The sequence below is a fragment of the Salinimicrobium maris genome (genome assembly GCF_049680855.1).
Classification (GTDB): domain Bacteria; phylum Bacteroidota; class Bacteroidia; order Flavobacteriales; family Flavobacteriaceae; genus Salinimicrobium.
Map to the genome: position 1 here is coordinate 775787 of NZ_JBMPGS010000002.1, position 13386 is coordinate 789172.

11 protein-coding genes are annotated in these 13386 nt (G+C 41.4%); 7 read left to right on the forward strand and 4 right to left on the reverse strand.

What is annotated here, in order from left to right; all coding sequences use genetic code 11:
• The first annotated feature begins 8 nt into the window (after window positions 1-8).
• The 7 genes from ACOV1Q_RS09075 (at window position 9) to ACOV1Q_RS09105 (ending at window position 8158) form a co-directional block, all read left to right on the forward strand.
• On the forward strand, window positions 9-1634 hold the full coding sequence (locus ACOV1Q_RS09075; RefSeq protein ID WP_424494077.1) for a DUF4396 domain-containing protein: 1626 nt from the start codon (window positions 9-11) through the stop codon (window positions 1632-1634).
• Window positions 1631-2872 (forward strand): hypothetical protein, encoded by a 1242-nt coding sequence (locus ACOV1Q_RS09080; protein ID WP_424494078.1) that lies wholly within the window; start codon window positions 1631-1633, stop codon window positions 2870-2872. The genes ACOV1Q_RS09075 and ACOV1Q_RS09080 overlap by 4 nt, the downstream gene beginning before the upstream one ends.
• 1 nt (window position 2873) lies before the next feature.
• A complete protein-coding gene (locus ACOV1Q_RS09085) occupies window positions 2874-3227 on the forward strand; it encodes a hypothetical protein (RefSeq protein WP_424494079.1) in 354 nt (117 codons plus the stop codon).
• Between the two features lie 333 nt (window positions 3228-3560).
• Entirely contained in the window at window positions 3561-5012 is a 1452-nt protein-coding gene (locus ACOV1Q_RS09090; protein ID WP_424494080.1) for a PQQ-dependent sugar dehydrogenase, read from the forward strand.
• Window positions 4988-5365, forward strand: coding sequence for a c-type cytochrome (locus ACOV1Q_RS09095; RefSeq protein WP_424494081.1), 378 nt, complete (start codon window positions 4988-4990; stop codon window positions 5363-5365). Before ACOV1Q_RS09090 ends, ACOV1Q_RS09095 begins: the two co-directional genes overlap by 25 nt.
• Before the next feature lie 35 nt (window positions 5366-5400).
• The gene (locus tag ACOV1Q_RS09100; protein WP_424494082.1) at window positions 5401-5775 is read left to right on the forward strand and encodes a transmembrane 220 family protein; all 375 of its coding nucleotides are present in this window, start codon (window positions 5401-5403) and stop codon (window positions 5773-5775) included.
• A gap of 1 nt (window position 5776) precedes the next feature.
• The gene (locus ACOV1Q_RS09105) at window positions 5777-8158 is read left to right on the forward strand and encodes a TonB-dependent receptor (protein WP_424494083.1); all 2382 of its coding nucleotides are present in this window, start codon (window positions 5777-5779) and stop codon (window positions 8156-8158) included.
• A gap of 69 nt (window positions 8159-8227) precedes the next feature.
• Here the strand turns inward: ACOV1Q_RS09105 and ACOV1Q_RS09110 are convergent, their stop codons facing one another.
• The 4 genes from ACOV1Q_RS09110 to ACOV1Q_RS09125 form a co-directional block, all read right to left on the reverse strand.
• On the reverse strand, window positions 8228-9562 hold the full coding sequence (locus ACOV1Q_RS09110; RefSeq protein ID WP_424494084.1) for a PQQ-dependent sugar dehydrogenase: 1335 nt from the start codon (window positions 9560-9562) through the stop codon (window positions 8228-8230).
• Window positions 9563-9656: 94 nt separating this feature from the next.
• Window positions 9657-10409 (reverse strand): DsbA family protein, encoded by a 753-nt coding sequence (locus tag ACOV1Q_RS09115; protein ID WP_424494085.1) that lies wholly within the window; start codon window positions 10407-10409, stop codon window positions 9657-9659.
• Window positions 10410-10460: 51 nt separating this feature from the next.
• Window positions 10461-11390 (reverse strand): manganese catalase family protein, encoded by a 930-nt coding sequence (locus tag ACOV1Q_RS09120; RefSeq protein WP_424494086.1) that lies wholly within the window; start codon window positions 11388-11390, stop codon window positions 10461-10463.
• A gap of 242 nt (window positions 11391-11632) precedes the next feature.
• Entirely contained in the window at window positions 11633-13309 is a 1677-nt protein-coding gene (locus ACOV1Q_RS09125) for a glutamine--tRNA ligase/YqeY domain fusion protein (RefSeq protein ID WP_168137781.1), read from the reverse strand.
• Between the last annotated feature and the right edge of the window lie 77 nt (window positions 13310-13386).

The window sequence follows — 13386 nt, forward strand, 5'->3', positions numbered from 1 at the left end:
TAAAAATTATGAAGTGGACATATCCAATAGTGGCTTTTATTGTATTCTTTGTTCTTGGTTTTGGTCTTGTAAACCTTTTAAAAGAAGACCTTGAAGTAGCCCCCTGGGCCGGATCAACTGCTGAAGAAGGTCGCCTTATATCTCATACAAAAAACGTTACCCGACTGGTGAATGCAGGACCTGCAGATCTACATTCTTATTTAAAGACTGCCATTCCGTATGAAGAAGCACAAACTACAAATATGGCTCCTTCAGAAGAAAACTGGCAAGACTTTTTTATGACTTCCCTGAAAGTCAATCCTGAAGCCAGGCACGTTATCATTTTGCCCGGAGGTGACAAAAAGGCTTTAGCCTGGTCTTTACCTGGACTCTACTACGCCTACTTTTATGGTTCTCCGGTGATTTTTTATAACAACGGGGAACTTACAGGTAGGGAAAATGTCACCAGTGCAATGCAAGCCTATGTACTGGGAACAGAACAGATGATTCCTGACGAAATTTTGAGTGACTTTAAGGATGTAGAAAGAATTTCCGCAAAATCACCCCAGCAACTGGCTTTGAAACTTGCTGAATACAGGGACGAAGAGACCGAATTTGGATGGGGTCGTGAAGTGGATCGGGACAATGGATATTTTCATTATGTACTTACTACACCAGCCGATGTGCTTTTAGGTTTAGCTGCCCTACCCTACGCCAAAAGTAATAACGCCACCTTGTTGTATGCAGAAGAGGATGGAGGAATTTCAGGGGAATTGGATCGATATGCTTTTGCACAACGCTCAGACTGGTTTGTAACTCCTTCAGAAGGTCCTTTCAGGCATTTCTGGGTCGTGAGTAACAGGATAAGCTATGCAGCCCAGGCGCGCCTCGATTTTGCCTTGGAAAAAGCAGAGTACGCCAGTATGGGACCTATTGCTTTGGGGGATATGGAAGCCTTAATGTCCATTTTCCTGATTTGGGGAATTGCTTCCGCCCTGTTCGTGTGGATCCATTCTCTTTATTTCCTGCCCATGGTAAAGATGCCCATAAAAATCGGCTGGACGCTGGCTTCGCTCTTGCTGCCGGTACTGGGACCTGTGCTGTATATAAATTCCTATAGAAGGCCTGCAAAAGAAGTTGACGATGGTGACTGGAGATGGATACGCTCCCATAACCAGCAAAGTGCTACCGCTACAATTATGGGCTTTGGATATGGTGCTCCTCTAATGATAGTGGTTGGTTTTATTTTAGTCTGGTTCGGATTTCCCATTTTCTTTGGGGAAGGAATGGAAGGGCCTTTCTTTTGGCTGGGAGCGGGTATGCCTATTATGATGATTGCCATGTATATTTTGGCAGTGCTCATTGCCTGGTCCATGGTCCAATATCCTATGAAAAAATCAATGATGCCGGGAATGTCTGATAAAAAGATTTCTAAAATGGCATTTATAACCACAGCATTAAGTATGCTGGCAGTAAGTCTTGGAATGATGTCGGTTTCCTGGTATATGCTTATGGACAAGATTCCTATGATGCCCAAGGAGGACGATATTTTATGGTTTGCGAGTATGTGGCTGGCTTCCTTTATAGGTTTTTTGGTCGCCTGGCCTTTAAACTGGATTTTCATCCGTAAACATTTAAAACCCGGAAACGTATGATTAGATATTTTTATACTATAGCATTAGGTTTACTTCTTTCCGCTTGCGGCAAAACTGAAGGAGGGCCAGGAGGAGGAAGTCATCCCCTTCAACAGGAGGCTTTGGCTACAGCTTACACTGTGAGGCTGCCTGGAAGAAACCCTGAAGAACAGGCAATCCTCTTAACCCAGACAGTTTATCCCGCCACAAGGGAGGATAATGCAGTTGGCGCTATCATTCTTGTTCCACAGGATGAGAAGATTGCTTTTACTGCTATGAATCGCATCACACATATGCCGGTAAACGCACCCTTACTTTACCTGACAAGAGACAACAAGATTTCTGAACAAACCCTTCGGGAAATGAAACGGCTTCGACCAGATGGGGTGCTACAGGATAAACGAACAGAGGTTTATGCAGTAAATGTTCCAAAGGACCAGGTAAACAAAATTCGGGAGGTGTTGGGATATCGTGTTCGAACTTTTTACGAAGAAGATCCGGTAAAATTAGCCTCGGTGCTGGATATGTGGCAAGCGGCTATGAAAGCAGATCATCCCGATGAAGTTATCATCTCGGCAGTAGATCATCCTGATGGCATAAAACACGGTATAGGTCCTATGGGGTGGAACGCACATATGGGCAAAGGATTCGCCTGGGTTTATCAGGATTCCATTCCCCAGGCGACCCGGGATATTCTCAAAAGGAGATATGGAGATCATGGCTCATTTATGTACCTCACCGGTGGGCCAGATGTAATCTCAAATAAAGTTGCACAGGAACTAGGACAGTATGGGCTGGTCCGAAGAATTTATGGACCAAACGTTTTCGCTACTAACACAGTTAACGCCGGATATAAAGATTTTGGCAGAAACTGGGGATGGTGGTGGGACTGGGAACCCAGATCTTTTGGCTGGGGAATTGCACAGGCAGGCCACAACTATATAATTGGAAATCCGGACGATATGTTATCAATGATCCCGGCAGCAGTTTTGGGCCATATGGGAAAACACGGCCCTATTTTACTGGTCAAACCAGATAGTGTTCCTAAGGCCACTGCAGATTACCTAAAAATGGTTAAACCATTTAAAACAGGCCCCCAGGAAACCATCTTAAACTTCGCCTGGATCATTGGGGATACCACCTCTGTGAGCCTGGCGACCCAGCAAAAGTTGGATCGATTGTTATCACCTTTTGACATTCCGGCCGATACTTCGGCTTATTTAACTGAGGCGCCAACATTACAGGAAAAAAAAGATTAAAATGGAAAAACAAAACGAGAAGCAGAAAATGAAAAAACCAGAACCTGATCTAATGCTGGAGAGGACAAACAGAGATCCACATGGACAGCTCTTTTATCATCCATCGATTCTCTCCATGGCAATTACAGGCGCTATTATAGGTGGTATTTTACTTGGATTCATTGCCTGGATGGTGGCCGATGGTGCATGGTCTGTGGTAGGTTTAGGGCAAATGTCGGCAGGAAATCGAGGACCGGGAGCTTTTTTCGGCTTTGTGGTAGGAAGCGGGATTGGAGGCTTATTTGGTGGTCTTTTGGGCATACATTCTATTCTTCGGGAAAACAGAAGAGTATCAGAAGAAAAGAGTAGAAAGTGATCCTATCTACACAAAGATAACTGAAGCAGGAATATTTTAAATTAATAATTTAAATCACAGAGTCATGGAAACAGAAAGAGAACAAAAAAGAAAGAATATGTGGTATTGGATCATAGGAATTTTAATAGTCATTGCACTTATCTGGTGGTGGGCAGAAGCTGCCTAAATTGCAATACAATTTTATAATTCAGGGGCTGCAGACTTGGAACAAAATATATTAGATTATGATAATTACAGTAACAAATTGGCCGGCAGTTCATTAATGATTTTCCAGGATCCTCCCCTATAACAATTGGATGAGAAACTGCCCCCACTATAGTTAAAATTAAAAAGATGAAGGTGAAATATAGAATTATAATTCTCTTTGCTATTCTGGTGGGATTCCAAAGTTGCTATCGTATAATGCCTTCCAAAGGTGGCGGCCAGCTAGCTGATGTTCCTGAAAAGCGAAATATAGAACCCACTGATGTGCTTTTACCTGATGGATATAAAATAGAAGTCGTCACAGAAGGATTAACTTTTCCCACCGCCGTTACCTTTGATGAGGAAGGCAATATATATATTATAGAAGCAGGTTACTCCTATGGAGAAGTTTTTTTAGCTCCAAAATTGCTCAAAATACAGCCGAATGGTTCCACAACTACTCTATACACGGGTCAAAAAAATGGACCATGGAATGGTATTACCTATAGCAACGGTTACTTTTACATAGCTGAAGGAGGGCAACTCGAGGGAGGAAAAATATTCAAAGTGAGTAAAGGAGGTACTTCACAGGTATTGGTAGAGGGATTACCAAGTCTTGGGGACCACCATACAAATGGCCCGCTCATAAAAGACGGATATCTGTATTTTGGACAAGGCACAGCAACCAATTCCGGAATAGTGGGTAATGATAATGCCTCTTTTGGCTGGCTTTACCGCTTTCCCGATTTTCACGACATTCCATGTAACGATATTACTATAAACGCAATAAACAGTGAGACAAAAAATGTCCTGAGCGAAAATTCCGATGATAAAGCCGTTACAGGCCCCTTCCTTCCTTATAATCAAAAAGCCGAACCAAATGAGATGATAAAGGGAGCAATTCCTTGTACGGGTGCTGTAATGCGGGTGCCAATCAATGGTGGCGATCTTGAGGTGGTAGCCTGGGGGTTCAGAAATCCTTACGGCCTCGCATTAGCCCCAAATGGACAGATCTACGTTACCAATAACTCTTATGATGTTCGGGGCAGCCGTCCCGTTTGGGGAACAGGAGATTTGCTTTTTAAACTAGAGCAGGATGCGTGGTATGGATGGCCAGACTACAATGGAAGTATGTCCATAACCCACCTGGAGGTGCCTGGAGAAGAAGACCCAAAAAAAATACTGGTGAATGATCCCGGTACGCCGCCACAGCCCGTGGCAAGTTTGGGGGTTCACTCCTCCTCCAACGGAATAAGTTTTTCCACAAATGAAGATTTTGGCTTTGAAGGCCAGGCTTTCATTGCCCAGTTTGGCGATATGGCACCGGGAGTAGGTAAAGTACTTTCCCCTGTGGGTTACCGCGTGGTTCGCGTAGATGTAGAAACAGGGATCGTGGAGGATTTTGCCACTAATAAAGCGAAAAAGAACGGACCGGCATCCTGGTTGGAAACAGGAGGTTTGGAAAGACCGGTGTCAGTGCAGTTCAGTCCCGATGGTACTGCATTGTATATTACAGATTTTGGAATCCTTGCGACCAGCAAGCAAGGTGCTAACCCTGTTAAAAACTCTGGCGTGGTATGGAAAGTTACAAGACAAGAGTAGAAGGAAGAAATTGCTGGTTTATAGCTATAACTTTTTTAACAGGCATTGCAATTTTTAGCTGCTCTGCGCCAAAAACCAAACCTTACGCTGAAGTTGTCATCATGCCTACAGAAGATCTTCAAAAAGGGAGAATACTTTTTGACAATTATTGTGCCTCATGTCACCCTGAAGCCATGTCCGGTGTTGGGCTGGCTATAATTAATAAACCTCTGCCAAAGGCGCTTATTAAATTTCAGATAAGAAACGGAATCGGACTTATGCCTGCCTTTAATGAAGAACAACTTTCAGATGAGCAGGTGGATAATATTGCGGATTACCTGAAGTACCTTCGGGAAAACAAAGACAAAGATTAAATACCTTAAAAGTGAAGATTACCAATATTTTTTTTGTGTTAGTATTTCTTTTATCTGCCATTCTTCAATTAAATGATCCTGATCCCTTCTTGTGGTTTTCTATTTATTTATTTGGGGCCATTCTTTGTGTCTTACCGCTTTTTAAAAAGAGCATTTCCCAATTTTTCTGGATAGCTACTGTCTTTTATCTGGGGGCTGCTGTTTTCCTGTTATTGATTCCCGATGGTGCGATTAGCTGGTACAGAGATCATGATGCCGAGAATATCGTCCAGGCTATGAAAGCCGATAAACCCTGGATTGAAAATACACGGGAATTCTTCGGATTGATCATTTTAAGTATTGCCATGCTCCTCAATCTCAGGTTTCCTTCAAAAACAAATGGTTCTAATTTCAAAAAAAGCTCCTACTAAAATGAAGCAAAAAATAACCCTTAATCTGTTCCTATTCTTCGTGCTATTCTTCTTGATAAGTCTTTCTGTCTTTGCACAAACAACTGCCACTCTTGAAGGAGTTGTCTTGGACGAAAATTCACAACCTGTCGCAAATGCACGGGTGCATCTTTTCAATACTTCTTTTACTGAAAAGACCAATGATACCGGCCGATTTTCCTTTCAGGAGGTAGCTTTCGGAAATTACGTCCTAAGCGTACAAAAGCCAGGTTTTGCCTTTACCTCACAAAATATTTCAGTTAACAATGGTACCAAAATATTAGAAATCATACTTCAGGATAAACAAAACCGGCTGGATGAAGTAACAGTAACAGCACAAAAAAGGGAAGAAATAGTTCAGGAAATCCCTCTAAGCATAACCAGTCTTTCTTACCAGGCTGTCAAGGACAGCCAGATTCAGAATGCTAATGACCTGACAGCGGTTTCTCCCAATCTTTTTGCCAGCGATCCCGGTGACCGCAGGACCGTGACCTCCATTAGGGGAATCGTCACTACTTCTTATGATCCTGCAATTGCAACTTATATTGATGGTGTAAACCAATTCAATCTTGACACTTACATTACGCAGCTTTTTGACATTGAGAGAATTGAAGTACTGCGCGGTCCGCAGGGAACACTCTACGGAAGAAATGCCATGGGCGGGGTCATTAATATTCTTACCAAAAAACCTGAGCAGGGAACTTCCATCTTCGCCGAGGCTACAGCAGGAAATTACAGCAGGCAGCGCTATTTAGCCGGAATAAGAACTTCACTGGGAGAAAAGTTTTATTTTGGAATTGCAGGACTTTACGAAGAAAGAGAAGGGTTTTACACGAATGAATTCACCGGTTCCAGCTATGATGATCAACAAAACTTCTCCGGCAACCTGTACCTGCAGTACGTCTTCAGCCCAGCCTGGGATGCCACACTGAATTTTAAACATTTTTCAGCAGAAAACGACGGCGCTTTTCCCCTGAACATGGGAATCAAAGCAACTTTTGAAAACCCTTACACGCTCAATCAGAACAAAATTTCCACAATGAAGGATAACACCTTCAATACTTCTTTGGTCATTGACCATAAAGGTAGGAATGTCAATTTTTATTCCCAGACTGCATACCAGCAGAATTACCGCTACTATGAAGATCCCATTGATGCAGATTTTTCACCAATAGATGGCATTTCGATCATCAATAACTACGGGAAGGATTGGAATCAGGTAAAGGTGGCAACGCAGGAGTTCAGGTTTTCTTCTCCTTCGGGTTCCGGGCACGACCTTAATTGGACGGCAGGCACCTATATGTTTTATCAGGAAAGTCCCGTGAAGCAGGCGACGCATTTTGGGAAGGATGCAGCTTTGGTGGGATCTGAAGAAACAAATTTTTCACTCATAAATACCAGTGAAGGAATAGGCAAGGGAATTGCCTTTTTTGGACAGCTAAACTATCAGCTTTTTGAGAAATTTGGAGTCATTGCAGGCTTGAGGTACGACCATGAATACAAGAAACAATCGGTTTTGGGAGAGTATCAACCGGATACGGCGGCTCAACCTGTTTTTGAATTTCAGCCGGATACTACTGCCACCGCAACATTCTCTGCGTTTTCCCCAAAAGCCGGAATCACCTACGATTTTTCAGAAGAAAACCTGCTGTTTTTCACCTACAGCCGCGGGTTTAGGGCCGGGGGCTTGACTCCGCTTACTTCAGATCCTTCCCAGCCACCTTTATTTGAATTTCAACCAGAGTTTAGTAACAATTATGAATTAGGTACAAAAAATTCATTTTTGGAGAATAAGCTACTTGTGAATGCAACTCTGTTTTATACGGAAGTGACAGACGTCCAGGTGCCCACATTGGTATTGCCAGATGCAGTCATTGTTACTCGAAACACCGGAAGTCTTACCAGCAAAGGTCTTGAAGTAGAACTTCGTGCTTTGCTTACCCGTGGTCTTGAATTGAGTTATAACCTTGGTTTTACTGATGCGAGTTATGAATCGCTTCTTATAGCACAGGATGGAAATGAGGTAAATCTGCAGGAAAATAAACAAATCTACACCCCCGAAATAACTTCTATGTTCGCCCTCCAGTATAATTCAGATCTCGGATTTGGTAGTAACTGGAATTTCAGCGCCCGTGCAGAATGGAAATACCTTGGAGAACAATATTTTGATCTTGCTAATAATCTAAGGCAGGAGCCATATAATTTATACAATGGAAACTTGGGACTCTCATATAAAGATGTTGATCTAATGATATGGGGACGTAACATTTTTGACACCCGATTCATCAGTTATGGGTATAATTTTGGTGCAGTTCACTTGGGCAACCCTGCTACATACGGCATAACTTTATCATTGAAATTATGATCTCTAAAAACAAGAAACCACCCCAAAAATGGGTGGTTTATTTAAATGTTTTAAACAACCTTTGAAATTTTAATTTCCTGAAACCATTTTAAAGACTTTACCGGTAGTACCTACAGGTCCTTCTTCATCGGTAGTAAGAACGAACATTTCTCCTTCCTTGTTTTGACCGAAAGACAATAAATAATGGCCGATTGAAGTAGAGTTGGTCTGAGCAATTTTCACCTCTTGAAAATCCCACATGCCGGTTTCTTTTGGAGTTGAAACAAACACTGCACCTGCAGGTTTTCCATGATGCTGCGTCCATGTACCAAATATGTATTTCCCGGCCATATTTTTAAGGTCTTTACCCCTATAAACGTAGCCTCCTATTACAACCAGACCTTTTCCGCCGTCATCGACTCCGCCTTGTTTAAATTCAATTACCGGATCAATTAATGGATTATCCATTTTATCTTCCTTTGGACAATCTTCTCTTTCCTTATCATTATTGTAGGCATTAAAACAATGCGTTCCTTCCTTTACATTCCAGCCATAGTTCCCGCCTTTTGTAATCACACTTACTTCTTCCCAAAGCACCTGTCCCGCATCTCCCGCGAGGAGATCATTGTTCCCCTTTATGTCAAAGGAAAACCGGTATGGATTTCTAAGCCCATAGGCATAGATCTCGTCCATTCCCTCTTTATCTACAAAAGGATTGTCATCAGGAATTCCATAAGGAGCTTCTCCATCCACATCAATTCTCAGGATACTACCCAGCAGGTTCTGCTCCACATCCTGTCCATTTCCACCGGCATTTTCCCCATACCAATCGGGTACATGACCCATATCGATATCGTTTGCTCCTCCTCCATCACCAAGGGCAATGTAGAGGTAATTATCGGGGCCGAAGGCCAAAGTCCCTGCATTGTGATTATCCTGTGGCTGATTGACCTTCAGAATGATCTTTTCTGAAGCTTTGTCAGCCATATTGGAGTTATCCGGAGAGACCCTGAATTCTGAGATGTGGCTGGAATGATCCCAGTTCTCGGGACCATCTTGACCAAGGGGTGCACTATAATAGACAAAGAACCTGCCATTTTCCATGTAATCGGGGTGAAAAGCAAGTCCTAACAAACCTCGTTCTTCATGGGCATCTTTTAATTCAACTATCTCATTTTTCAGATTCAAAAATGGTTCTTCCAAAAGCCCTTTTTGGGGAGTATGAATTCGGATCACCCCTACCTGGTCAACGATGAAATATCTTCCAGATTCATCCGGAGATTCTACAATAGCTACAGGAGAAACTAAATCCTCTGCAAGCAATTCCATTTTCACTTCAAATTGGTGGGGATTCGATTCCTGGCTATGCAAAATCTCGAAAAAAAGAGACAGCATTAGAGATAAAAATAAATATTTGAATTTCATATTATTTTATTTTAAAAAAATCATCTAACTGTGTAAAATTCAAGTAATGCCAAGTTGAATTTAAAAAACCCGGAGATATCTAATTGACAAGAATTTAAATACCGGTAAACTCCTCCTGCTTTGGCAAGATCTCTTGTAACTCCCTATCCGTTAAATTTTCCCAGCTATTTATATATTCTTTCCCGTCAACTACCAGATTTACATTTAAAGCAGGTTCTAAAAGTTCAAAAGTAGCCATTAGAATAGAAAAGGGTCTATAGCCTGTTATTTGTACAGTTCTTCCTCTATAGGTAATTAATATAGTGGGAAATCTTGATATTCCTTTTATCTTAACCAATTCCAGATCTTCGCGAAAGAGATGGGAGGAGTCATCAGAAAAAAGGGAGTCTCGAAAACTTTTTTTGTTTAGCAGACTTTTTTCTTCAAGTTCCCCTGCAATGTCCATAATCACATCAATGTTACCTATATTCTTCTTATAGATCATTACTGCTTCCCTTAGTTTCCGGAGCATGGCTTCCCCGGCTATCAAAGATTGTTGTTCGGCTGCTTTTACTGCCATACAAGAAAGATAAGAAGTATCCACAGGATTTTTCACCCACATATGTTCATCAATAGGTTGACCCGAAAGATGTTTGGCTTCAACCCAGAGTGGGCCCATTTGAGAAGGTTTGCTAATGTTATTCAAGTGGTCAGAGAAATGTTCCCAATCCCTCAGGAGCCCTCCCATAACATACCTTATTTTTAAGCGATCCTTAAGCAGGTAACGCAGTTTTCGCATTTGTGGTTCCAATCCCCAACTCCAACAACACAACGGATCTGTATAATACTCAAGATAAAATTTGTCCATATATTTTCTAGCCAAAACGGGAATGAATCCCTGCTTTTCATTTTTTGGTTTTTAGTACTTGCTCCACTGCATTTCTCCCTTGTCCGGTAAAGCTTTTTCAATTTCCTTTACCTTCTTTTTACTTAGTTCTTTATTTTTTTTATCTACCTCTTTTTGGGTTCTGGAAGAGGTCTGTTCCCCGTCTACCATCCCCTTGGTCCTCTTTACATGTTCAATAGGGTCAGAAATATATTCCCAGGTTTCTCCCAGTTCCGGACTTTTTCCTTCGTTCCATGGTCCACGAACATCTTCTCCATTTGAAAGGTTAAAATATTTGTTACTGTAACGTGGATCACTTTGCAGAACTCCCGGAGGGAAGTTTGGCTCTATGGTTTCCAAAGCCGCCTGGAACATTTGGAAATGTGCCACTTCCCTGGTCATTAGAAATCTTAAAGTTTCTTTTACATGAGGATCATTGGTGTGCTGTAAAAGGTATTCATATACTATTTTTGCACGGGATTCTGCCGCTATATTGGACCGAAGATCTACAGATAGATCTCCGTTGGCAGTTACGTAAGCCGAAGTCCAGGGATTTCCATTACTATCAGTTAAAGTTGGTCCACCTCCGGAAAGATTAAAAAACTGTGGATTCACCATTGCCTGGTGGATAAACTCCTCTTTTGAAGCCGTCCCCTGCATTAGAGGCATAATTTCCGATTCGTCTGCTGCATCTTTGAGACTTCCATGTACCCCTTTTAAAAGCATTTGAATAGTTGCTCCTACAATTTCCAGATGGCTAAATTCCTCTGTAGCAATATCCATTAGAAGATCATACTTGTCCGGATGTACCTTCTTAGCGGCAAAGGCCTGAGTAAAGTATTGAAGAGCAGCTTTTAATTCTCCGTTAGCACCCCCGAACTGTTCTAGAAGAAGAGTGGCAAAGGCAGGATCTGGTTTTGAAACTCTGGCGTTAAATTGTAATTCCTTCACGTGATAAAACATAATAAATTGGTCTTAATGGGTTAATAAATTTAATAACTAGGGGGATGATAACTAAGGACGGGTCAGTATTCAAGATAAAAAGAGCAAAGAAAAATGTCCGTTAATTAAACACTAAAGTAATGTTATCCTTTTCACAACCTCTATGAATGATTTCTGATGCTCCACCAAAAGATCCTAATTTTTCCCTATTACACCATTCTCACCACCAGCCTTCCACATCTGTAGAAATTATATTCTTTCTCTCAGTTCTTTTCCTGATAACCGGAACCTTCTCTAAGGTTTACTGTGCGGTTAAAAATTAAATTATCCGTCCTACTTTCTTTGTCTGGAACAAAATAGCCAGTACGCAGGAACTGTAAATGCTCTCCTGATTGTACTTCTCTTACGGCTGGTTCAACAAAGGCATTTATTACTCGGAGGGATTCAAAATTAATGGAAGTAGTGAAATCTTTATCTGTATTAGGTGAAGCGGAAGTAAATAGATGTTCATACAACCTAACTTCTGCCGGAACTGCATGTTTTACTGAAACCCAATGTAAAGTACCCTTTACCTTGCGTTTTGATTCAGGTGTGCCACTGCCACTCCGGCTTAAAGGGTCGTACGTACAGTATACTTCCAAAATTTTATCCTGACTAACTTTAACTACTCCTTCTGCCCTTATAATATATCCTCCTTTTAATCTCACCTCACGGCCCGGGGCTAAACCATAAAACTTACGGGAAGGATTTTCCTGAAAATCCTTTTCTTCAATATAAATTTCCCTTGAAAAAGGTGTTGTTCCTCTGAGAAAAGGAACTCCCGTATCTGAACCTGAATGGATTTGAAGATCCTCCTCCTTTCCTACTAAATAGTTTGTAATAACTAACTTTACCGGATTTAATACAGCCATAACCCTGGGGGCTATTTTGTTTAAATCTTCTCTAACAAAAAACTCAAGTAAAGAAATTTCCGCGACTCCTTCCCGTTTTGTAACACCGGTTTCCTTTATAAAGTTTTTAATGGCAGCAGGAGTATAACCCCGCCTCCGCATTCCACTAAGGGTTGGCATCCGTGGATCGTCCCAGGATGCCACTACTCCATTTTCTATGAGTTGCGCTAGTTTTCTTTTACTCAATACAGTATGACTTAAATTTAGCCGGGGGAATTCCCGTTGCTTCGGCTTCCTCACTCCTTCTATCCCTGGAATTTTGTCCAAAAACCAATTGTACAATTCTCTATGAGGGTTGAATTCCAGAGTGGCAAAAGAGTGACTTATTTTTTCTATGAAATCACACTGACCGTGCGCCCAATCATACATTGGATAAATTTTCCATGTAGAACCTGTACGGTGGTGGTCCTTCTTTAACATCCGGTACATTACCGGGTCCCTCATTAGCATATTTTCAGCAGCCATATCAATTTTCGCTCTTAAGACATGACTTCCCTCTAATACTTCCCCATTTTTCATTTTACAGAATAGTTCAAGGTTTTCCTGAACAGTTCTTGTTCTGAATGGACTATTTATTCCTGGTGATGTTGGAGTTCCTTTTTGTTCTGCCATAATAGCAGAAGGTTGACTATCTACATAAGCATAGCCATTCTTTATCAATTCTACCGCCCAGTCATAAAGCTGCTGGAAGTAATCAGATGCAAAAGTTTCTTTTGACCAATGAAATCCGAGCCATTTAATATCTTTTTCAATGGAAAGGACGAATTCTTTTTCTTCACGTAATGGATTGGTATCATCAAAACGTAAAAAAACTGGAGCATTATACTTCCTTCCAAGGCTGAAGTTTATAAATATGGATTTAGCATGTCCTATATGCAGATATCCGTTTGGTTCCGGCGGAAACCTGAATTTTAGCTCTCCAATTTGATATCCCTCCGTTAAATCTTCTTCAACTATTTTGGCTATAAAATTTTCTGGTTCTTTTTTCATGTTTGCAAAAAATTTATGGAATAGGAGGCCGAAGAACTGCTAAAAGTAAAAGAAAAGCAGCTTGAAAATATATTTCT